This window comes from Burkholderia sp. Bp9090 (genome assembly GCF_003857985.1).
Taxonomy (GTDB): Bacteria; Pseudomonadota; Gammaproteobacteria; order Burkholderiales; family Burkholderiaceae; genus Burkholderia.
Map to the genome: position 1 here is coordinate 1 of NZ_QTPV01000068.1, position 21,088 is coordinate 21,088.

The window sequence follows — 21,088 nt, forward strand, 5'->3', positions numbered from 1 at the left end:
CTTTCTCGGCTTTCTCGGCTTTCTCGGCTTTCTCGGCTTTCTCGGCTTTCTCGGCTTTCTCGGCTTTCTCGGCTTTCGGCGCGCCGGCCCGCGCGCCGCCGGGCGCGCGACGCGTCGGCGCCATCAGTCGGCGCGGCTGAGTTCCCGGCGCAGGATCTTGCCGACCGTCGACTTCGGCAGCCGCTCGACCAGGCGGATCAGCTTCGGCACCTTGTACGCCGCGAGGTTCGCGCGGCAATGCGCGACGAGCTCCGCTTCGGTCACGGCCGCGTCCGGCGCGAGCACCACGAACAGCTTCACGGCCTCGCCGGTGCGCGCATCCGGCACGCCGATGCACGCGCATTCGGCCACGCCCGGCAACGCGGTGGCAACCGCTTCCACCTCGTTCGGGTACACGTTGAAGCCCGACACGATGATCATGTCCTTCTTGCGGTCGACGATCTTCAGGAAGCCGGCCGCGTCGAACACGCCGATGTCGCCGGTGCGGAAGTAGCCGTCCGCGGTGAACGCCGCCGCATTCGCTTCCGGCTTCTGCCAGTAGCCGCCCATCACCTGCGGCCCCAGCACGCAGATCTCGCCCGCTTCGCCGATCGCGACCTCGCGATCCTGGTCATCGAGCAGCTTCACGTCGGTCGACGGCAGCGGCAGGCCGGTCGTGCCGGTGAACGCGTCGATCGACTGCGGGTTGAAGGTGACCACCGGCGACGTTTCCGACAGCCCGTACCCTTCGCGGATGAAGTTGCCCGTCACGGCCTTCCAGCGCGCGGAGATCACGTCGATCACCGCCGCGCCGCCGCCGGCCGACAGCTTCAGCCGCGACCAGTCGACCTCCTTCAGCCGCGGATGGCCGGCGAGCCCCGCGTACAGCGTGTTGACGCCGACGAACACCGTCGGCCTCGCGGCCTTCAGCACGTCGATGAAGCCGTCCATGTCGCGCGGATTCGCGACGAGCCAGTTCTCCGCACCGATCGCGAAGTAGGACAGGAAGTTCACCGTCAGCGCGAAGATGTGATACAGCGGGATCGCCGTGACGACGACCTCCTCGCCCGGCTGCCGTGCGCCCGACACGATCGCCGCGAACTGCTCGATGTTCGCGACCAGGTTGCGGTGCGACAGCGCGGCGCCCTTCGACAGCCCGGTCGTGCCGCCCGTGTATTGCAGCAGCAGCAGATCGGCGCCGCCGAGCGCGACCGGCTCGAATGCGAGCGATGCGCCGGCGGCGAGTGCATCCGCGAGCGGGATCGAGCCCGGCGGCAACGCGTCGCACGCGCCGGCCGGCGCATCGACGACGCCGAGATCGCCGCGGCCCACGCCCAGCACGGTCCGGATGCGCGTCTTGCCGACCACGTCGGCGAACGTCCCCATCGAGCCGCCGCACACCACGGCCACTTCGACGCCCGCGTCGTTGAGCTGGTGCTCGAGTTCGTGCGCGGTATAGAACGGGTTCACGTTGACCTGGATCGCGCCGAGCCGCGCGAGCGCGACGGTCGCCACCGGAAACGCGAGCACGTTCGGCAGCATCACGGCCACGCGGTCGCCCTTGCGCACGCCGACGACCTGCTGCAGGTACGCGGCGAGCGCGGCCGACAGGCGGTCGACGTCGGCGTAGGTCAGCGTGCGGCCGAGCGCGCGGAACGCGGGACGCTCGGCGAAGCGGCGCATCGCGTCGTCCAGCAGCGCGGTTACGGAAGGAAAGCGATCGGGGTCGATCTCGGTGGGGATCGAGCCGTACGAGCCGATCCAGTGTCTCTTCGTCATTGTCCTGCTCCTCGGGGGACGGCACCGGGCAGCGCCGTTCGCACGGCGGCCCGCGCACCGGATGCGCATGGGCCGTCGCCTGAGCGGGAACTATCGCCCGCCAACCGTGCTTTGGAAATGATCCGGGCGGTCGAAAAGATGATCGAAACGGACACGCAAACGCGCGGCGAGCGACCAGCCGCGGCGTGCGCTCGCGCGACGGTTTGCCCGTGCCGGACCGTGCAAACCCGTACGCATCAGGGTGAACCCTATGGCGCGCCCGCGTGTTCCGGCGCAGAATCGCGAACCCGGAACGGTATCGAATCGGACGCAGAACCAGCCATGCCGCGCAGTGCGCTCTTGACCCCGACGGCCGCCGGCGCCGCCCCGCCGCCGGACGCGCCGCTCGCCCCCGCGTCGCGCGAGAAACGCTTCTCGCCGGCCAAGCTGGCCGTGCTCGTCGGCGTCGCGCAGGAACTCGGCCTCGACCCGGCCGCGGTGCTCGACGGCACCGGCCTGGCGCCGGACGCCGTCACCGACCCGTTCACGCTCACGTCGTCGCTGCAGTTCCTGACCGCCGCGCGCAACGCGATCGGCCGCTACGACGGCACCGATCTCGGCGTGCGCGTCGGCCGCCGGCTGCATGCGTCGAGCTACGGAATGTACGGCTACGCGATGCTGTGCTCGGAATCGCTCGCGCATGTGTTCGATTCCGCCGTCAAATATCACCAGCTGGCCAACGGAATGCTCGCGATCCGCTGGGTCGAACAGGGCGACACCGCGTCGTGGCTGTTCCCGGATCCGCACGAAGCCGCGCTGCCCGGGCCGGACCTGCCGCTGTACCGCTTCCTGATCGACATGCAGTTCGCGCTGCACGTGACGATCATCAAGGACGTGATGGGCGCGTGGTGCGTGCCGGCCCGCGCGCAGTTCGCGCAGCCGGAGCCGGCGCACGCGGCGCAGCTCGCCGATGCGCTCGAATGCCCGATCGCGTTCGACCAGCCGCACCATGCGTTGAGCTACCCGGCCGCGTGGCTCGCGCGCGCGCCGCAGCTCGCGAACCCGATCACCGCCGCGCAGGTGTCGTCGCACTGCGCGCGCCTGCTCGACGAGTTGCGCAGCCAGGCCGGCGTCACGCGGCGCGTCTACCAGGAACTCACGCGCACGCCCGGGCAGTTTCCGGACATCGACGCGATCGCCGATACGCTGTGCATGACGTCGCGCACGCTGCGCCGCAAGCTCGACGCCGAAGGCTCGTCGTACAGCGAACTGCTGACGAGTGTGCGCAAGGCGCTCGCGATCGATTACCTGAGCACCACCACGCTCAGCACCGAGGACATCGCGCTGACGCTCGGCTTCAGCGACGCGGTGGGGTTCCGCCACGCGTTCAAGCGCTGGACCGGCACGACGCCGAGCGAGGTGCGGCGCAAGCGTGGCGGGTGACGGCGAGCACCGCCGGTGACGTGGACCAGGATCGGTGAAGTCGTCACCGGGGCAGCGCAAACCGACCGTGTTCCTTTTTTCAGCCGAAAGAAGGCGCGCTTTCGCCAGCCGCCGTGCCGATCTTGCGCGTTGAACAGGGAGAATCATGAAACCGTTGCATAGCCGTTGCCTGGCACTTCTCGGTGGCGTCAAGTCTGTTGCCTGGCTGCTCGTCTGCGCATCCGCGCATGCGCAGACTTCCGGGCCGTTCGAACTGAAGTGGACCCATCCAGGCGAGAAGCTCGTCTACCAGTCGCGCGGCTGTGCCGATGAATGCTGGGAGGCTGCGGTGGTGAACAAGCGTACCGGCGTCTTGCTTGCACGCCTGCGCTGCGACGGCACCGACTTGCCGTTGACCCTGCGCGGCTACCGGCCCGCCGCGACGCCATCCCAAGTGGATCTCGGCGATTGCAGCCCCGATTCGTGGCCGCCAGACGGCGTGAACAAGTTCGAGGCCATATCGGCGGAACTCGAGCGATTGCTCCGGATGCCTTGACGTTGGCGACTCGCACGGCCGTGCGCGGCACCCAGCGCTTTCAGCGTGACATCCTGATGCTGAAATCGCGACATCGTCCGACCGAAACGCATTGATCGCCCCATCGTCCGAAGCCACGGACGACCGACGAGCCGGGGGCAGCCCGCCGCGATTTCCGCGCATGCATTCGGGCGGAAATCGCACCAACGGCGCGGGTCGGCTTCAGTCGGTTTCAGTCGGCTTCACCGCGCCTCACCCGCCGCCGGATTCGCCACCGCCAGCGCAAACTCGAACACCGCGCCGCGCCCGTCCCGATCGACGAGCCGGATGCCGCTGCCGTTGAGCGCCAGCATCCGGTGCACGATCAGCAGCCCGAGCCCGCCGCTCGTCGCCGCACCGCCGCTGATCGGCCGCTGCGGCCGCCGGAACAGCCCTTCGCGCCGCGCCGGCGGAATCCCTTCGCCGGTATCCGACACGGTCACCACCACGCGATCGTCGAGCGGCGTCAGCGCGACCTCGACCTCGCCGTGCTGCGGCGTGTGCCGCAATGCGTTGTCGAGCAGGTTGGTCAGCACGCGCTCGATCATCCCGAGATCGGCCCACACGACCGGCACGCGCGGCGGGATCCGCGCATGCAGCGCGATGCCGCGCGACTGCGCGGCAAGTTCGAACTTCTGGAATACGTCCTGCACGAGATCGACGAGCGAGAACGGCTCGCGCTCGGCCTGCACGCCGCCCGACTCGAGCCGCGCGAGCTCGAACAGCGCCTGCGCGAGCCGGCCGACCTTCGAACTCTGCGCGAGCGCGATCGACAGGTAGCGGCGACGCTCGGGTTCGGCGAGCGTGTCGGACTTCAACGACAGCGTCTCCAGATAGCCGTGCAGCGACGTCAGCGGCGTGCGCAGGTCGTGCGAGATGTTCGTGATCAGTTCGCGCCGCTGCTGGTCCTGGCGCGTCAGCGCGCGCCACTGGTCGCCGATCCGGTCGGCCATCTGCGCGAACGCGGATTCGAGCACCGCGATCTCGTCGCCGCGTCGCCCCGGCGGCGAGCGCGGCACCGGCGGCTGCGCCTCGGGCGCGGCGTTCGCGTCGAAGCGGCGCATCGCGTCGGTCAGCCGGCGCAGCGGGCGCGTGATGAAGCTGAACGCGATCAGGCCCGCGAGCAGGCCGAGCAGCGCGACGACCGCCATCGACCACAGCGTCGTGCGCAGCACGTTGCCGGCGTCGACGCGCGCGGCCAGCCGGTCGTGCGCTTCGCCGAGCAGCACCACGTAGATATAGCCGGACGGCGGCTGCCCTGCGCGCTGCAGCGGCGCGGCGCTGAACACCTTGCGCGCGTCGGGGCTGCGCGGATCGTCGCCGAGGATCGGCAGCGGCTCGCCCGCGATGAAGCGCTGCACCGGCGCGAGATCGACGCGCTCGCGCTTCACGTGGCCGGGCGGCGCGTCGTCGCCCTTGATGCGCCCCGCGTTGTCGAGCAGGTATACCTCGACGCTCGGGTTCACGCCCATCAACTGGCCGAACAGCGTGCGCACGGCGTCCGGGCGCAGCCCGTTCGCGTCCATCAGCGGCGTGCTGCCGGCGATGTGCGCGGCGAGATCGCGCGACAGGCCCTGCACGACTTCCTTCTCGCGCATGTCGTTCGCGCGGATCTGCAGCCACGCCGACGCGCCCGAGCACGCGAGCAGCAGGATCGAGAACACGAGCGACAGCCGCTGGGTGAGGGTCAGCTTCATCACGTGTCCCGCTGGTCCGGCGCGGCGAGCTTGTAGCCGCGCCCCCACACGGTGAGGATCCGCACGGGCTCGGCCGGATCGGCCTCGATCTTCGCGCGCAGCCGGTTGATGTGGGTGTTCACCGTGTGTTCGTAGCCTTCGTGCTGATAGCCCCACACGGCATTGAGCAGGTCCATCCGCGAGAACACCTTGCCCGGATGCCGCGCGAAGAAATACAGCAGGTCGAACTCGCGCGGCGTGAGGTCGATGCGCGTGCCGTCGACGGCGGCTTCCCGCGCGATCGGGTCGATCGACAGCCCAGCGACGTCGAGCGTGCCGGCGTCGATCCGCGAATCGCGCGCGAGCGCGTCGACGCGCCGCAGCAGCGCCTTGACCCGCGCGACGAGTTCGAGCACCGAGAACGGCTTCGCCAGGTAATCGTCGGCGCCGAGTTCGAGGCCGAGGATCCGGTGCACCTCGCTCGAACGCGCGCTGGTGATGATGATCGGCGTGTAGCGCGTCATCGCGCGCGCGCGCCGGCAGATTTCCAGGCCGTCGACGCCCGGCAGCATCAGGTCGAGGATCAGCGCGTCCCAGTTGCCCTGTTCGAGCAGGCGCAGCCCTTCCGTGCCGTCCGCGCTGTGCACGACTTCGTAGCGCTCGTCGCGCAGGTGCAGGCTCAGCACGTCGGCGATGTCGGCGTCGTCTTCGACGATCAGGATGCGTTTGGGGTGGTCCATGGCGGCGGCGGCGGCACGGCGGCGGCGGTCTTCGGTCTCGAACGGCGGTTCCGGCCGGCCAGGTCCGGCAAGCCGGCCTGCCCGGGGCGAATCGCGGCGCAATGCCGCGCTGCCGCCATTGTGCAAAATTTTGCGGCGGAAAGGGGTCACAAATCGTTTAAGTTTGGATCGTGCCCGTCCCGTGAGCCAATGCCCGCAAGGCTTGCTGCCCCGTCCTCCAACCCAGGATCTGCGGTGTCCCGCCCGAACACCCAATGGACGTTAAAAATCGGGCCAGATTTCTTGCTTCATGCTGAAGGCAAATCAAACAGCAGGAATGGCCGCAGACGCATCGCCGCTCCAGCGCGTCACCCCTGCGTATGCCGCAATTCGCCGTCGATCTCCTGCGGCAGCCTCAGCAGGTTGAAGATCGGGCAGACCGCTTCGACCGCCTGATGCAACGCGCGGATGGCCTCGGACGGCTCGGGCGACACGATGTCGAGCGTATAGCGGATGTTGTGCGGGAATACCGGGACATGCTCGAACCCCGGCTGCTGTGCGAGCGGATGCTGGTCGCCGGTCACCTCGACCGCGATCGAATCGATCTTCAGGCCGCGCTCGGCCGCCTGGATCAACGTGATATGCGTGAGGCAACTGCCGAGCACGCCAAGCTGCAGCTCCGGCGACGCGGGCCCGAGGTTGTAGCCCGCGAAGTCGGGCGGACTGTCGCTGATCACCTGGAAGTCGCGAATCCGGATCTCGCGCACGCCGCTGCGACCGAGCGCGCGCACGGTCGCCTTCAGCGGCGTCGCCTTGAAATCGGGATCGTTGCGGGCTGCCTGCTGCTTCGCGTGCCACGCATCGCGTTTTTGTGCGAGATAGTCGTTGAGTGTCGTCATGGTCGAGTCAGGGGTAGGCTGCACGCGGGCGACGGATCGATTCGCCGCGTGCCGAGGCGATCAGTCGGCCGCCGGAATCCATGCGGCGGTCGCCGCGTCGCTTGCGCGGAACGCAGGAAACTTCGCGCCGAGTTCGGCCACGGTGCGAATGTCGTTTTTCACGAGATCGTCGCGCGTGATCAGCGTCGGCTTGACCGCGATGCGCGCGCCCGGGTCCTGGCCGGCCACCAGCAGTGCCGCCGCGCGCACCGACACGGCGCCGACGACCGCGGGATTGGTCGCGGCGGTCGCGACCCACGCGCTGTTCGGCGCGCGGATCGCCTCGATGTCGGCCGTCGAGATGTCGGCACTGTAGATGCGGATCTTCGACGCCAGCTTCGCTTCGTCCGCGGCGAGCTTCGCGCCGCGCGCGAACTCGTCGTAAGGCGCAAAGACGACACGGATATCCGGATTCGCGCGATACGCCGCGGCCGCCTGATTCGCGACGGACTGCGCGATCGGATTATCGACGGTGCCCCAGCGCGCCTTCTCCCGCACCTTCGGGTGCGCGCGCTTGAAGTCGCGCCACGCGGCATCGCGCCGGTCGAGCGGCGCGAAACCGGCGACGTAGACGTACCCGGCCGAGAACGCGTCGCCGTTGTCCTTGACGGCCTGCCCGAGCAGCAGGTTCGCGAGGTCGCGATCGTTCTGCTCGATCTGCGGCACCTTCGGGTTGCCGAGGTCGACGTCGAACGCGACGACCTTGATGCCTTTGTCCAGCGCACGCTGCACGACGTCCTTCAGCGATTCCGGCAGGCCGTGATTGACGATGATCGCGGACACGCCGACGCTGATCGCCTGCTGGATCTGCTCGCGCTGCTCGGCCGCATCCTGCCGGCCCTCGTAAATGCGCAGATCGACGCCGAGCGCACGCGCCTGCTTCTGCGCACCGGCCTCGTAGGCCTGGAAGAAGTCGCCGGTCGACAGATAGTTGACCAGCGCGATCTTCACGCCGCCCTTGTCGAACGGCACGGGCGCGCCCTTGAGCGGACCGGCCTGCGCGGCGGGCACGCCCAGCGCGGTCGCGAACCACAGCATGCATGCACCGATCTTCAGATCGACGCGCGATTTCCGGCGAAGCAACGAGCGCATGGCGGGCCTGTCTCCAGATAGGACGATATCGGCCCAATCTATCAGCGCCGCACGCAAACTCAAACCGAGCGATTCGGAAATGGATATGACTTAGGATGACAAACCGTTCCGGCTCCGTGAGCCGGCCGATCAAAGCGAGCCGCTGCGGCGCATCGCGGCATGCGCATCACGCTCGCGCATCCGTGCGGCGCCCGATGCCGAACGTAAACGCCAGCGCGAGCACGAGCAGCGCGCCCTTGATGAAATCCTGCATGTAGTACGGCGCGTTCAGCATCGTCAGCCCGTTGAGCAGCACGCCGACGAATACCGCGCCGACGACGGTACCGAACACGTTGGGCCGCTTCGCGCCCCATACCGCATGACCGATCAGCGCGGCGGCCACCGCGTCGAGCAGCAGCGAGTGGCCGGCGCTCACGTCGCCGCGACCGACCCGCGCGGCGATCAACACGCCGCCCAGAGACGCGATCGCCCCCGATACGACGTACGCGGCGACCCGGTAGCGTGCGGCGGGCGCGCCGGCGAGCCGCGCGGCCGTTTCGTTGCCGCCGATCGCGTAGATCACGCGGCCCCATCGGGTGGCCTCCATCGCGACACAGGCCAGTGCCGTGACCGCTGCGAGCAGCAGCACCGGCAGCGGCACCACGTCGAACACGCGCAGCCGGCCGAGCGCGAGAAAGGCGTCGGGGAACACGCCGGTCGCGTCCGTGCCGTCGGGCAGCACCGAGCCGGTCGCGAGCGAACGGCCGCCGGTCGGAATCAATTGCAGGCCGGCCATCAGGAACAAGGTGCCGAGCGTCGCGAGCTGGTCGGGCACGCGCAGGCGCGTAATCAGCACGCCGTTGAACAACCCGGCGGCCACGCCGAGCGTCACGCAGGCGAACACCGCCGCCAGCGTGCCGCCGTGCCACACGACCAGCACATAGCTGGCGGCCATCTGCGCGGTCGCGGCCACGCTGCCGACCGACAGGTCGAAACCGCCGGCCGCGAGCGTGATCGTCACGCCGATGCCGAGCAACGCGACGATCGACACCGACTGCAGGATGCTGAACAGATTGTCGACGTTCAGGAACGCAGGCTCCCTGAGCGCAAACCCGATCACCAGCAGGATCAGCACGAGCAGGATGCCCGTGCGCTCGAGTGCGTCGCGGACGCGGGCCGCCGCGGCGCGCGGTCGTTCGACGGGCGCGGCATCGTGCCCGGCGGAAGAAGTCACGGTTTTCATGAGCAGTCATGCAAGGTGGAGGACGTCGGAGGCGGGTCATCGAGCGTCGCGCGATCGAACCGCACGATACGATCCGCGATCTCGGCAGCTTCCTCGAGATCGCTGACGAACACGATCGTCGCGCGCGCCTGCGCATGACGCCGCAGCGTATCGACGATATCGGCCCGCGCGCCGGCATCGATGCCCTGAAACGGTTCGTCGAGCAGCAACAGCCGCGCCGGTTCGGCATGCCAGCGTGCGAGCACGACTTTCTGCTGGTTGCCGCCGGACAGGTGAGCCACGCGATCGTCCGGGCCGGTGCAGCGGATGCCGAACCGCGCGATCGCCGCCGCGGCGGCCGCGCGTTCGCGCGCCCTGCCCACCGGGCCGCGCGCGAACCAGCGCGCCAGAAACGGAAAGCCGATCGTGCCCGCGATCGATGCGAACGGCACGCTGTCGGGAAACAGCGACGTGCGCCAGCGGTCCTCGCCGGCCAGGAAGACGCCGGCGCGAATCGCATCCGCCGGCGAACGCGGCCGCCACGGCCGCCCGTCGAGCGTCATGTCGCCGGCCACCGCGTGCGCGGCGCCGAAGATCGTATTGGCGAGGCGCGACTTGCCGCCGCCCACCGGCCCCGCGATCGCGACGATCTCGCCGCGCCGCACGTCGAGGTCGAACGGCGTACTGGCCGGCGTCAGCCGGATGCGCCGCATGCTGAATGCCGCGTCCGGTTCGCGCGGCGCGGCGCGGGCCGGCACCGGCTCACGCGTGTTCGGCAACGGCCGCCCGATCATCGTCTGCACCGCCGCATCCAGATCGACGGGCGCGGGCAGATCCGCGACGATGCGGCCGTCGCGGACGATCGCCACGCGATCGGCCATGCGCCGCAAATCGCCGAGCCGATGCGACACCAGCAGGATTGCCACACCATCGCGGCGCAGCGCGTCCAGCAGCGCGAAGAGCCGCTCGGCCTCCGGTGCGGACAGGCTGGCGGTCGGCTCGTCGAGTATCAGCAGCGACGGCTGAGCGCCGAGCGCGCGCGCCAGCGTCACGCGTTGCTGGTCCGCCAGCGACAGCGACGCGAGCGGCGCGGCCAGGTCGACGTCGAGCCCGACCCGCGCGGCGAGCGGTCGCGCCGCGACACGCCGCGCGGCCGGCGTCGCGCGCCACGGCGACGCCCGATCGCACAGCCGGTCGAGCAGCAGGTTGTCGGCGATCGACAGCGTCGGCACGACCGCGTCGGCGACCGACTGGTGCACGGTCGCGACACCGAGCCGCTTGGCCGCGTGCGGCGACGCCGGCCGGTACGATCGGCCGCGCAATGTCAGCGTGCCGCCGTCCGGCCGCAGCACGCCGCTCAGGATCTTGACGAAGGTCGACTTGCCCGCGCCGTTCGCGCCCATCAGCGCGACCACTTCGCCCGCGTCGATCGTCAGGTTCAACGCCGACAGCGCGACGGTCGCGTCGAAACGCTTCGCGATGCCGGCGACGCTCAGGACAGGCGGCGACGCCGATCGACCTGCGTGCATCGCGCCGGCAACCTCGCTCGCCGTCGTAGTCATGCCGGCCTCCCCTGTCGGGCACGGCGCGGTTGCAGCCGGAACAGCACGTCGTGGTTCACGTCACGCCCCTCCCCTGATAGTCGTTCCGTATCGACCGGCGCGTCACCGTCCGTCAGATGCGGATGGCGGCTTGCCGGAACGACGCGCCGTGCGCGGTGTCCGGCAGGCGGTCGCGGCCGCTCAGCCGCGAGCGGAAGGTGCCGGCCGGCGCCGTCGTGCGGTACAGGCCGCGCTTTTTCAGTTCCGGCACGATCAGCTCGGCGAAATCGTCGAGCGTGCCCGGGCTGATCAGCGGATTGAGCATGTAGCCGCTCGTCGTCGACTGGCGCGCATGCTCGGCGAGCTGATCGGCGACCTCGTCGGGCGAGCCGACGAGGATCAGGTCGGTGCCGCGCGTGACGCTCGCGAACTTGCGCCGCACGTCGCCGGCGGTGAGCGGCTTGCCGCTGCCGTCGGGCCGCACCACGTAGGACGTGAGCCCTTCCGTGTGCGTCGTCAGCGGTTCGTCGTCCGCATAGCGGTCGATGTCGATGCCGGTGTCGCCCGCGTAGCTGACGAGTTGCGCGTGCTGGTGATAGTGCTGCTGCAGCGTGTGGTATTTCTCCTTCGCGTCGCTCGACGAGCGCGCGGTCACGATCCGCAGCACGGTCAGCGACTTCACGTCGTCCGCCGCGCGGCCGCGCTCCGTCGCGAGCCGGCGAATCTCGTCGAGGCCCGCACGAATCTCGTGCGGATTCGACTTCGCGACGAACACCACCTCCGCGTGCTTCGCCGCGAACTCGCGCCCGCGCCCGGACCAGCCGGCCTGGATCAGCACGGGCGAGCGCTGCGGCGACGGCGCGCAGACGTGCGGCCCCTGCACGCGGTAGTGCGTGCCTTCGTGCGCGATCGGCCGCACGCGGTCGCCGCGCGCATAGCGCGGCGCTTGCTTGTCGGCGACCACCGAATCGTCCGCCCAGCTCCCTTCCCACAGCTTGTACACGACGTCGAGGAACTCCTCCGCGCGCGCGTAGCGTTCGTCGTGGCCGATCATCCGGTCGAGCCCGAAGTTGCGCGCCGCGCTCGTCAGGTAGGACGTCACGATGTTCCAGCCGATCCGGCCGTTGCTCAGGTGATCGAGCGTGCTGAAGCGGCGCGCGAGCGCGAACGGGTGCTCGTAGGTCGTGCTCGCCGTCACGCCGAACGCGAGCCGCTCGGTCTGCGCGACGAGCGCCGGAATCAGCATCATCGGATCGTTCGCGGGCGCCTCGACCGCCCACTGGACCGCTGCGTCGGCCGACCCGCCATAGACGTCGTACAGGCCGAGCACGTCCGCGAAGAACAGCATGTCGAGATCGGCCTGCTCGGCCGTGCGCGCGAGGTTCGACCAGAACGGGAGCGTATTCGCGCGCAGCCGTTCGTCGGCGGGATGGGTCCACAGGCTCGGCGCGCCGCCGCAGCCGACGCTGGCTTGTTCATACAGGGAAAACAGCAAGGGGCGAGGATCGGACATCGTCAGGTTCGTTACCAGGAATCAGTTGGGGGCCGCCCACGCGTCCGGCGACGCGCGGCGGCGGCGTACGGGGACGCGAGCGTCGGGGGTGCGCGTCAGGTGGCGATTGACATGCCTCTCGAGACGAGCGGCCGGAATGGTGAGCAGCGCGACCAGCACGACATAGACGACAGCCGCGCCGACCAGCGGCTCGTACACGCGCAACGTCTCGAAGCGCAGCGTATTGGCCGTTCCCATCACGTCGAACACCGTCACGGTCGACGCGAGGACGGTCGATTTCAGCAGCAGGATCGCCTCGCCGGTGAGCGCGGGCAGCGCGAGCCGCCACGCGCGCGGGCCGACGATGCGGCGCAGCACCTGCACGCGCGTCATGCCGTACGCGTGCCCGGCTTCGATCTCGCCGGCCGGCACGCTGGCGATCGCGCCGCGCAGGATCGTCGCGACATACGCGCTCTCGTTCACGCTCAACGCGACGATCGCGTACCAGAACGCGTCGCGCAGCAGCGGCGACGCCCAGCTGTCGCGCATCCATTCGCGCGGCACGATCTGCCCGAATCCGTAGTAAAGCAAATAGAGCTGGACGAGCAGCGGCGTGCCGCGAATCAGCATGAGCCAGCCGCGCGCCGACCAGCGCAGCGGCGCATGGCGCGCGCCGGCGGCGAGCGCGAGCGGCACGCCCAGCAGCACGCTGGCCGCGCCCGACACGAGCGTCAGCGCGAGCGTCGTCGGCACCGCGGCGAGCAGCTTCGGCATCACCGTGTCGAGCAGGAATGGCAGCGAGAAGATCATGCGGTTGCGCGCCTCGTGCCACGGTTCGCGTGGCGCTCGAGCGCCGCGAAGAGTCCCGTCGACGCGATGCTCAGCAACAGGAACAGCGCGGCCGTGACGAGATAGAAGAATACGTAGTGGCGCGTCGCGCCGGCCGCGAGCTGGCTCGCCTTCAGCAGATCCGTGAACGAGCCGAGCACGCTGATGAACGACGCATCCTTGGTCGCGTTCAGCCACACGTTACCCGTGCCCGGCAACGCGAGCCGCGCGGCGGCCGGAAGCCGGATGCGCGCGAACGTCTGCCACGGCGTCATCCCGTACGCGTGCGCGGCTTCGATCTGCCCGGCCGGCACGTTGACGAGCGCCGCGCGGAAGATGTCGGTCAGATACGCACCCTGGATGAACCCGAGCGACAGCGCCGCGACGAGGAACGGCGGGAATGCGAAGCCGTCGGGCGCGAGGCCGCCGCGGTGCAGCGCGGCCTCGACGGCAGGCGCGAGCGCATAGAACGCGAGCAGCAGGCACAACAGCTCGGGCAGCGCGCGCACCAGCGTCGTGTAGAGCCGCGCGAGCCACGCGAGCGGCGCGTGGCGCGACAGCTTGCCGAGCGCGCCGGCGATGCCGAGCAGCACGCCGGTGCCGAACGACGCTGCCGCGACGCCGAACGTCAGCGCGAACGCGCCCGCGAACACGCGGCCATAGCCGCCGTCGCCGAATGCGAGCAACGCGAGCAGCGAATCGTCCGCGGCCATCGCGTCAGCGGCCCTTCTCGATCGTGCCCTTCAGGTTCGGATAGCGGGCGGTGATCGCATCCCACGTGCCGTCCTGCTGCAGTTGCGCGATCGCGGTCGACAGCTTGCCGCGCAGCGCATCGCCCTGGCGCACGCCCGCGCCGATGCCGAGGCCCAGCACCGGATTGTCCGCGCAGGTCGCCTTGATCTCGAAGTCCTTGCCGTCGCGCGACGCGAGGAATGCCGTAAACAGCCCCTTGCCTTCCTGCACGTAGTCGACCCGGCCGGACACCAGATCCGCGAGCGCGTTGTCGAACTTGTCGAAGGCCTTGATCTGCGCGTCCGGCTTGAAGCGGGAGTCGAGGAACGCCGAGAAGTTCGTGCCGGCCTCGACGCCGATCACGCGGCCCTTGAAGCTCGCGGGCACCGCGCAATCGACGCGGCGCCGGTCGCTTTTCGCGCCGACGAACACCGTCGGCGACTCGTAATAGGCACGGCTGAAATCGATCGCCTTCTGCCGTTCGCCGGTAATCGTCATCGACGACCAGATCACGTCGATCTTGCGGTTCTGCAACGCCGGAATCAGGCCGTCCCACGCAATGTCGGTGAGCTCGCAGCGCACGTTCAGTTTGCCGCACGCGGCATCGAGCAGGTCGATTTCCCAGCCCTTCCACTTGCCGGCCGCGTCCTTCGAGAAGAACGGCGGATACGACTCGGCGTCGATGCCGACGCGCAACGTCGGCTGGGCTGCATGGGAAGCCGGCACGAGGCCGAGCACGAACAGCGCGGCCGCGGCACGGCGGACCCTGGAACGCATCAAACGATTCATGTGGCGAATTTCTGAAATAACGTCGAAACGACCGGCGTTGCAGCCGGCAGGAGGCCAGACTGTAAAGCGCGCGCAAGCGTGTACCAAATGGTTATTTTTTCGATGAATATCTGATTGCGCGATATGGCGCAACGGCGCACCGCCGAACGCGAAGCACGGTGCATCGTTCGGCCGTTCGCCCGCTCACGCCAGCGCCGTTTCGCGCTGCAAAGCCGGCAGCTCCAGGTTCGCGCGGAAATCGCCGCCCACGTAGTCGGTATCGAGCAGGTCGCGACGCCGCAGCTCGGGCAGCAAGCCGTTGAGCAGCAGGTCTTCCTGGTCGGGCTGGCCGAGCCCGTGCAGCGACAGCACGTCGACGAGCCCCGCGCGATAGCGCGCCTCGATCGCGTCGGCGAGCTGTTCCGGCGTGCCGGCGACGAACCAGTGGCCGGTCTCCTGGGCGCGGACGATCAGCTCGCGCAGCGTCAGCCGCTGGCGCGCATAGCCGACGAAGATCGCAACCCGCCCGCGCCGGCGATGCACGCTGTCGATGGCCGGCAGCAGCGACGCCGGCAACGGCTGGTCGAGCGGCAGGTCGCGCAGGTCGACGACGCCGCCGAGCATGTCGGCGAGCTTCAGCCTGCCTTGTTCGTAATCGATGCGTTCATGCTTGTCGCGCAGCCGTCGCGCGACGTCGGCATCGGATTCGCCGATCACCGAATGAAACGAGTTCATCACGAGCGGCAGCCGGTCGCCGCGGCCGAACGCGGCGGCCTGCCGATGCAGCGCGGCGACGAACGCGCGCGCATCGTCGTGCGTCGGCTGAGACGTGTAGACGACCTCCGCGTACCGCGCGCCAAGCGCTACGCCGCCGGCCGACTGCCCGGCCTGAAACAGCACCGGCCTGCGCTGCGGCGACGGCGGCACGTTCAGCGGCCCCTGCACCTGGAAGTGCTCGCCGTGGTAGTCGATCGCGCCGAGCTTGCGCGGGTCGACCGAAATGCCGCCGCCCTGAGCGCGCCGCGTCGCGTCCGGATCGTTCGCATCGAACAGCGCGTTGACGACTTCGACGAATTCGGCCGCCCGTGCGTAACGCCGTTCGGGGTCGGGCAGCGCCGCATCGCCGAAATTCTCCTCGCCGACCGACGACGTGACCGCGTTCCACGCGGCCCGCCCGCCGCTCACGTGATCGAGCGTGCCGATCAGCCGCGCGAGGTTGTACGGATGGTGATACGTGGTCGATACCGTCGCGACGAGGCCGATCGCCGAGGTCGCCTGGCTCAGCGCGGCCAGCGCGACGATCGGCTCCTGGCTGCCGGTGGTGCCGGCGAGGCCGGCCGCATCGGCCTGCAGCAGGTCGGCGGTAAAGAGGCCGGTGATCTTCTCGGCCTCCGCCTTGCGTGCGAGCGACGCCGCGCGTCGCACACCGTGCGCGACATCCGAGTCGCCGGGTGCGTACAGCACGCTCGCCGCGCCGACGAGCGTCTTCAGTCGTCTGCGTGCGCCGCTCATGACGCGGCTCCGCTCGTCGCGCGATGGCGTGCGCTGCGCGTCGCGTTTCGTTCGCGTGGATCGTTCATCTGCACTCCTCGTGATTCCGTTTGATCGGCGGCCGCATGCCGGCATCGCGACGGCGAGCACGCTCGCGCCGGACCGTCCCGCATGCGCCGGGAACGCGCCGCGGGGCGCGCAGCCACCGACCATAACGCAAGCGGCCCGGTCGGCCGGAACGAATATTTTCGGCTTTCGATATTCTTCTTGATTGTTTGACCGTGCGAACGGCGGCGCAAAATAATTCGGCATGCCAAACCCGTTGATCAGGCCGCTTCGACTCGCGCCGATCGCTTCATCATGACGTTCGACGCCATCCGCTCCGACTCCGATTCGTCCGCTCCGTCCGCTCTGTCCGCGTTGCCGTTCCGCGTGAGCGTGCTCGACAAGAGCCCGGTCGCGCCGGGAGAAACCGCCGCCGACGCGCTGGCGCGCAGCGTATCGCTCGCGCGCTTCGCCGACACCGCCGGCTATCACCGCTACTGGCTCGCCGAGCATCACGACACCGCCGCGCTCGCGTGCCCGTCGCCGGAGATCCTGATCGCGCACGTGCTCGCGCATACGCGGCGCATCCGCGTCGGCTCGGGCGGCGTGATGCTGCAGCACTACAGTCCGTACAAGATCGCCGAGAACTTCAACCTGCTCGCGTCGCTCGCACCGGGCCGCGTCGATCTCGGTATCGGCAAGGCGCCGGGCGGCCTGCCGCTGTCGACGCGCGCGCTGCAGGCCGGCTACGATCCGGCCCGGCGCGCGTCGTTCGCCGATCTGGCCGACGCGCTGAATCGTCATCTTCGACACGAGGTCACACAGCCCGACGCATCGGACACATCGGACGCGGACAGCACGACACCGCACGCGACGCCGCTGCCGCCCGTCCCCGCACGACCGTTCCTGCTCGGTGCGAGCGTGCAAAGCGCGGAACTCGCCGCACGGCTCGGCTGGGCATTCGTCTATGCGTCGCACCTGAATGCATCCGCCATCGATCTCGAACGCACGTTCGACGCGTATCGAAGCGCGTCCGGCGGCCGCACGCCGCTGCTCGCGGTCTCCGCGATCGTCGCGACAACCCGCGACGCCGCCACGCAACTCGCGCACGGACATCAGGGCTTTCGCGTGCAGGTGGGCGACACGCCCGCCGTCAACGTCGGCAGCCTCGAACAGGCGCACGCCTACATCCGCCAGGCCGGCGGCGGCCCGCACCGGATCGATCCGCGCGAAACGCGGATCGTGCACGGTACGCGCGACGACGTGCTGCACGAACTGGATGCATTGCATCGCCGCCACGGCGTTGCCGAATTCATCGTCGACACGCCGCTCGCCGATGCCGCACCGCGAATTGCGTCGCTGCGGCTGCTGGCCGGCGCGTCGGCCGACGAGCGCGGCGCGGCGGCGCGGCACCAGCCCGATGCGAGCGGTTCGCGCGAGCGCACGACGGCACGGCAACCCGACTTCGAGGGCACCGCGCGATGACCGATACGATCCGCATCGCCGGCGCCGCCGACGTGCCGGCCCTTTATGCGCTGCTGCAGGATGCGTATGCGCCGCTCGTGCCGCAGGGCGTGCATTTCACGATCACGCGCTCGCCGATCGAACGCGTCGCGCAGACCGTCGCGCGCGAAACCACGTTCGTGCTCGAGCACGCGACACCGGAAGGCCGTCCGGCCCTCGCGGCCACGTTGACCGTGCGGTTTCCGTGGGTATCCGGCGAACGCCATCGCACGCCGTATCCGTTCCTGCACTGGTTCGCGGTCGCCCCCGCGCTCAAGCGGCGGGGATTCGGACACGCGCTGCTCGCGCACGTCGAGACGCAGTTCCTCGCGGCGCAGCTCAAGGCACCCGCGACCTGTCTCGCGACCGCGACCAACCATCCGTGGCTGCAGCCGTACTACGAACGCAATGGCTACGTGCCGTTCGATCGCTCGACGAACGCGCTCGGCACGCCGCTCGTCTGGCTGCGCAAAATCCTGATCCCGGATCTCTGTCCGGACCCGGCGGCGGACGATACCAACGCGCACGGCGCGCCGCTCCACGCGAACGCGTGACGCCCCGTCCGCCGGGCTTCGCACACCCCCCCCTGCTACCTCCTTCGTGAAAGGCTTCCACGCATGACATTCGCATTTCCGGATTCCACTCTCCGCGCTTCGCGCCGCACCGCTTCGGCCGCAGTGCTGCTCGCGCTCGCGTTGCCGTACGCGGCCTTCGCACAGGGCACGCCCGTCTCCGGCGGCACGCTGACCTGGGGCGTCGAGACGGAGCCGCGCACGCTGAATCCGCAACTGAACGGCCAGGACAAGGTCGAGCTGCTGCTGCGCAACGCGTACGAAAGCCTGCTCGCGCAGAAGCCGGACGGCAGCTACGTGCCGTGGCTCGCGACCGGCTACAAGGTTTCCGCCGACGGCAAGACCTACACGTTCACGCTGCGCGACGGCGTGAAGTTCACCGACGGCGCGCCGTTCGACGCGAAGGCCGTCGCCCGCAACTTCCTGAATGCGCGCGAACTGTCGTACTCGGCCGGCAGCCAGCTCGCGCGGCTGATCTCGCACGTCGCGGACGTGAAGACGCCCGACGAGCGCACGGTCGCGATCACGCTCGACGCGCCGTATGCGCCGTTCCTGACGTTCGCCGGCCGGCTGCCGCTGCTGTCGCCGAACGCGTTCGAGCGGCCAAGCCTGAAGTCGGGCGGCGCCGATATCGCGGGCACCGGCCCGTTCATCCTGCGCCGCTACGTGAAAGGGCAGGAAATCGAGTTCGCGAAGAATCCCGACTATCGCTGGGCGCCGCCGACGGCGGGCCACCAGGGCCCCGCGTATCTCGACCGGGTCGTCTACCGGTTCCTGCCCGAATCGTCGGTACGCACCGGCGCGCTGCTGTCGGGTCAGGTCGACGTGATCGAAGGCGTGTCGGGCAACGACGCGGCGCTGATCCGCAAGAACGCCGATTTCACCTACCGCCGCGCGCTGAACACCGGCACGCCCTATTCGCTGTTCCTGAATGTCGCGTACGGTCCCACGCAGGACGTGAAAGTGCGCCGCGCGCTGCTCGAAGGGCTCGACACGAGCGGCATCGTGCAGTCGATCTATCGCGGCGAACGCACGCGCGCATGGGGCGTCACGTCGCCGATCGATCCGTTCTACGACGCGTCGATCGAGAAGACCTACGGCAACAATCCGAAGCTCGCGAATCAGCTGCTGGACGAAGCCGGCTGGAACGTCCGCGACAGCGGCGGCTACCGCACGAAGAACGGCGAACGGCTGACGATCGCGGTGATCCAGGCGCAGGCGACGGTGCGCGACCAGCGCGACGTGCTGCTGCAGGCACTGCAGGCGCAGGCACGGCAGCGACTCGGCGTCGACCTGAAGATCCAGTACGTCGACGACGGCACGTACGTCGAAGCGCGCAAGAGCGGCAAGTTCGGCTCGATCGCGAACTCGAACACGCCGCCGGACGGCATCGACATCGAAGGCCACTACCTGCCCGTCGATCGCGGCGGCGCGCTGAACTACAGCCGTGCCGCCGCGCCCGAGCTGACCCGCTGGCTGCAGGCGGCCGCGCGCACGCAAAACGTCGCGGAACGCAAGAAGCTGTACGGCGAGCTGCAGCACTTCGCGATCAACGAGCAGGCGTACGCGGTGCCGCTGTACGAGCCCGAAGACCAGATCGCCGCCGCGAAGGCGGTCCAGGGGCTGCGCTTCCGCTCGTTCGCGCAGATGCCCGAGAACCCGTACGACGTGTGGGTGAAGAAGTAAGCGGGCGCGCGTCGACCACGCTGCCCCGCACACCGCGCCGAACCGACAGGAGATTTCACATGAACCCTTCGCCTTCCGCTCCCGTCCCCGTGCCGGACGCGCGGCCGGCCGCACGACCGCCGGCTGCCTGGCGCCGCTGGCCGCGCTCGCCGGTCGCGACGCGGCTCGCGACCGGCGCGCTCGTGCTGTGGGCCGCGGTCACGCTGTCGTTCGCGGCCGTGCATCTCGCACCGGGCGATATCGTGAGCATCCTGATCGGCGAGCAACTGAGCACGCCGGAGATCGAAGCGGCGATCCGCCAGGAATGGGGACTCGACGAGCCGCTCCCGCTGCAATACGTGCACTACCTGTGGCGCGTGCTGCACGGCGAGTTCGGCCGCTCGTACATCCTGAACACCGACGTCGCGCCGCTCGTGCTCGGCCAGCTGTGGCCGACGCTGAAGCTGACGGGCGCGGCGCTCGTCGTGACGATCGCGCTCTCGGTCGGCCTCGCGGTGCTGACCGCCGGCCGCCGCTGGGCCGGGCGTGCCGCGTCCGGCATCGAGCTGCTGCTCGCGTCGACGCCTTCGTTCTGGCTCGGCATCATGCTGCTGTTCGTGTTCAGCTTCACGTTGAAGCTGTTCCCGGTGGCCGGCGATCGCGGCTTCGCGTCGCTCGTGCTGCCCGCGCTGTCGCTCGGGCTCGCCCAGGGCGCGGTGATCGGCCGCGTGCTGCGGCAAGGCATCGAGCGCGCGCTCGACGAACCGTACGCGCTCACGGTGCGTTCGTGGGGCGTGGGCGGGCTCGCGCTGCGCGTGCGCCATGCGCTGCGCCATGCGGCGCTGCCGGCCGTCACGCTCGCCGGATGGCTCGTCGGCGGCTTGCTGAGCGGCGCGGTGATCACCGAACAGGTGTTCGGCCGGCCCGGCCTCGGCAAGGTGACGGTCGACGCCGTGCTGTCGAAGGACATGCCGGTGATCCTCGCGATCGCGATCCTGTCCGCGGCGATCTATGTCGCGCTCAGCACCGCCGTCGACCTGCTGTACCTGCTGATCGATCCCCGGCTGCGCGATCGCCGCGCAGCCCGCTGAA

General features: G+C 69.6%; 18 protein-coding genes. 6 read left to right on the forward strand and 12 right to left on the reverse strand.

The features are described 5' to 3' along the window. Positions 1–123 precede the first annotated feature (123 nt). Positions 124–1,758 carry an AMP-binding protein gene (locus DIE16_RS34695; protein WP_124894296.1) on the reverse strand — a complete coding sequence of 545 codons (1,635 nt, stop codon included), beginning with the start codon at positions 1,756–1,758 and terminating at the stop codon, positions 124–126. Between the two features lie 321 nt (positions 1,759–2,079). On the opposite strand from DIE16_RS34695, the gene DIE16_RS34700 reads away from it, so the two are divergent. Together DIE16_RS34700 and DIE16_RS34705 are read left to right on the forward strand one after the other, a co-directional pair. After that, positions 2,080–3,180 (forward strand): AraC family transcriptional regulator, encoded by a 1,101-nt coding sequence (locus DIE16_RS34700; RefSeq protein ID WP_124894297.1) that lies wholly within the window; start codon positions 2,080–2,082, stop codon positions 3,178–3,180. Positions 3,181–3,325: 145 nt separating this feature from the next. Continuing rightward, the gene (locus DIE16_RS34705) at positions 3,326–3,715 is read left to right on the forward strand and encodes a hypothetical protein (protein WP_124894298.1); all 390 of its coding nucleotides are present in this window, start codon (positions 3,326–3,328) and stop codon (positions 3,713–3,715) included. Between the two features lie 221 nt (positions 3,716–3,936). On the opposite strand, the gene DIE16_RS34710 is transcribed toward DIE16_RS34705, so the two are convergent. The 11 genes from DIE16_RS34710 to DIE16_RS34765 form a co-directional block, all read right to left on the reverse strand. Next, positions 3,937–5,430, reverse strand: a complete 1,494-nt coding sequence (locus tag DIE16_RS34710; RefSeq protein ID WP_124894299.1) for a HAMP domain-containing sensor histidine kinase — start codon at positions 5,428–5,430, stop codon at positions 3,937–3,939. Continuing rightward, a complete protein-coding gene (locus tag DIE16_RS34715; protein WP_124524332.1) occupies positions 5,430–6,149 on the reverse strand; it encodes a response regulator transcription factor in 720 nt (239 codons plus the stop codon). The genes DIE16_RS34710 and DIE16_RS34715 overlap by 1 nt, the downstream gene beginning before the upstream one ends. Before the next feature lie 347 nt (positions 6,150–6,496). After that, complete coding sequence (locus DIE16_RS34720) at positions 6,497–7,027, reverse strand: OsmC family protein (protein ID WP_044848610.1); 531 nt, start codon at positions 7,025–7,027, stop codon at positions 6,497–6,499. A 60-nt stretch (positions 7,028–7,087) separates the two neighbouring features. Then, positions 7,088–8,158: a substrate-binding domain-containing protein gene (locus DIE16_RS34725; RefSeq protein WP_124894300.1), complete on the reverse strand. Its 1,071-nt coding sequence runs from the start codon at positions 8,156–8,158 to the stop codon at positions 7,088–7,090. Between the two features lie 166 nt (positions 8,159–8,324). Next, positions 8,325–9,380 carry an ABC transporter permease gene (locus DIE16_RS34730; protein WP_124894301.1) on the reverse strand — a complete coding sequence of 352 codons (1,056 nt, stop codon included), beginning with the start codon at positions 9,378–9,380 and terminating at the stop codon, positions 8,325–8,327. Further along, complete coding sequence (locus tag DIE16_RS34735) at positions 9,377–10,921, reverse strand: sugar ABC transporter ATP-binding protein (RefSeq protein ID WP_260434509.1); 1,545 nt, start codon at positions 10,919–10,921, stop codon at positions 9,377–9,379. Before DIE16_RS34735 ends, DIE16_RS34730 begins: the two co-directional genes overlap by 4 nt. A gap of 112 nt (positions 10,922–11,033) precedes the next feature. Beyond that, on the reverse strand, positions 11,034–12,413 hold the full coding sequence (locus DIE16_RS34740) for an NtaA/DmoA family FMN-dependent monooxygenase (RefSeq protein ID WP_124894302.1): 1,380 nt from the start codon (positions 12,411–12,413) through the stop codon (positions 11,034–11,036). Positions 12,414–12,434: 21 nt separating this feature from the next. After that, positions 12,435–13,202 carry an ABC transporter permease subunit gene (locus tag DIE16_RS34745; protein ID WP_124489197.1) on the reverse strand — a complete coding sequence of 256 codons (768 nt, stop codon included), beginning with the start codon at positions 13,200–13,202 and terminating at the stop codon, positions 12,435–12,437. Then, positions 13,199–13,933, reverse strand: coding sequence for an ABC transporter permease (locus DIE16_RS34750; RefSeq protein WP_044848615.1), 735 nt, complete (start codon positions 13,931–13,933; stop codon positions 13,199–13,201). The genes DIE16_RS34745 and DIE16_RS34750 overlap by 4 nt, the downstream gene beginning before the upstream one ends. Before the next feature lie 4 nt (positions 13,934–13,937). Next, the gene (locus tag DIE16_RS34755) at positions 13,938–14,741 is read right to left on the reverse strand and encodes a transporter substrate-binding domain-containing protein (RefSeq protein WP_124489199.1); all 804 of its coding nucleotides are present in this window, start codon (positions 14,739–14,741) and stop codon (positions 13,938–13,940) included. Positions 14,742–14,924: 183 nt separating this feature from the next. Beyond that, positions 14,925–16,232 carry an NtaA/DmoA family FMN-dependent monooxygenase gene (locus tag DIE16_RS34765; protein WP_124894303.1) on the reverse strand — a complete coding sequence of 436 codons (1,308 nt, stop codon included), beginning with the start codon at positions 16,230–16,232 and terminating at the stop codon, positions 14,925–14,927. Positions 16,233–16,571: 339 nt separating this feature from the next. Between DIE16_RS34765 and DIE16_RS34770 the strand changes: the two genes are divergently transcribed. The 4 genes from DIE16_RS34770 to DIE16_RS34785 all read left to right on the forward strand — a co-directional run bounded on the left by DIE16_RS34770 (position 16,572) and on the right by DIE16_RS34785 (position 21,087). After that, positions 16,572–17,741 carry an MsnO8 family LLM class oxidoreductase gene (locus DIE16_RS34770; RefSeq protein ID WP_124894304.1) on the forward strand — a complete coding sequence of 390 codons (1,170 nt, stop codon included), beginning with the start codon at positions 16,572–16,574 and terminating at the stop codon, positions 17,739–17,741. Continuing rightward, positions 17,738–18,313 (forward strand): GNAT family N-acetyltransferase, encoded by a 576-nt coding sequence (locus DIE16_RS34775; RefSeq protein ID WP_124894305.1) that lies wholly within the window; start codon positions 17,738–17,740, stop codon positions 18,311–18,313. The genes DIE16_RS34770 and DIE16_RS34775 overlap by 4 nt, the downstream gene beginning before the upstream one ends. Positions 18,314–18,376: 63 nt before the next feature. Then, positions 18,377–20,017: an ABC transporter substrate-binding protein gene (locus DIE16_RS34780; protein WP_124894306.1), complete on the forward strand. Its 1,641-nt coding sequence runs from the start codon at positions 18,377–18,379 to the stop codon at positions 20,015–20,017. A 59-nt stretch (positions 20,018–20,076) separates the two neighbouring features. Beyond that, entirely contained in the window at positions 20,077–21,087 is a 1,011-nt protein-coding gene (locus tag DIE16_RS34785) for an ABC transporter permease (RefSeq protein WP_124894307.1), read from the forward strand. Position 21,088 lies beyond the last annotated feature (1 nt).

Coding starts and splice junctions, on each gene's coding strand:
- DIE16_RS34695 (WP_124894296.1), bottom strand. CDS start 1,758: ATGACGAAGAGACACTGGATCGGCTCGTACGGCTCGATCCCCACCGAG.
- DIE16_RS34700 (WP_124894297.1), top strand. CDS start 2,080: ATGCCGCGCAGTGCGCTCTTGACCCCGACGGCCGCCGGCGCCGCCCCG.
- DIE16_RS34705 (WP_124894298.1), top strand. CDS start 3,326: ATGAAACCGTTGCATAGCCGTTGCCTGGCACTTCTCGGTGGCGTCAAG.
- DIE16_RS34710 (WP_124894299.1), bottom strand. CDS start 5,430: ATGAAGCTGACCCTCACCCAGCGGCTGTCGCTCGTGTTCTCGATCCTG.
- DIE16_RS34715 (WP_124524332.1), bottom strand. CDS start 6,149: ATGGACCACCCCAAACGCATCCTGATCGTCGAAGACGACGCCGACATC.
- DIE16_RS34720 (WP_044848610.1), bottom strand. CDS start 7,027: ATGACGACACTCAACGACTATCTCGCACAAAAACGCGATGCGTGGCAC.
- DIE16_RS34725 (WP_124894300.1), bottom strand. CDS start 8,158: ATGCGCTCGTTGCTTCGCCGGAAATCGCGCGTCGATCTGAAGATCGGT.
- DIE16_RS34730 (WP_124894301.1), bottom strand. CDS start 9,380: ATGAAAACCGTGACTTCTTCCGCCGGGCACGATGCCGCGCCCGTCGAA.
- DIE16_RS34735 (WP_260434509.1), bottom strand. CDS start 10,921: ATGACTACGACGGCGAGCGAGGTTGCCGGCGCGATGCACGCAGGTCGA.
- DIE16_RS34740 (WP_124894302.1), bottom strand. CDS start 12,413: ATGTCCGATCCTCGCCCCTTGCTGTTTTCCCTGTATGAACAAGCCAGC.
- DIE16_RS34745 (WP_124489197.1), bottom strand. CDS start 13,202: ATGATCTTCTCGCTGCCATTCCTGCTCGACACGGTGATGCCGAAGCTG.
- DIE16_RS34750 (WP_044848615.1), bottom strand. CDS start 13,933: ATGGCCGCGGACGATTCGCTGCTCGCGTTGCTCGCATTCGGCGACGGC.
- DIE16_RS34755 (WP_124489199.1), bottom strand. CDS start 14,741: ATGAATCGTTTGATGCGTTCCAGGGTCCGCCGTGCCGCGGCCGCGCTG.
- DIE16_RS34765 (WP_124894303.1), bottom strand. CDS start 16,232: ATGAGCGGCGCACGCAGACGACTGAAGACGCTCGTCGGCGCGGCGAGC.
- DIE16_RS34770 (WP_124894304.1), top strand. CDS start 16,572: ATGACGTTCGACGCCATCCGCTCCGACTCCGATTCGTCCGCTCCGTCC.
- DIE16_RS34775 (WP_124894305.1), top strand. CDS start 17,738: ATGACCGATACGATCCGCATCGCCGGCGCCGCCGACGTGCCGGCCCTT.
- DIE16_RS34780 (WP_124894306.1), top strand. CDS start 18,377: ATGACATTCGCATTTCCGGATTCCACTCTCCGCGCTTCGCGCCGCACC.
- DIE16_RS34785 (WP_124894307.1), top strand. CDS start 20,077: ATGAACCCTTCGCCTTCCGCTCCCGTCCCCGTGCCGGACGCGCGGCCG.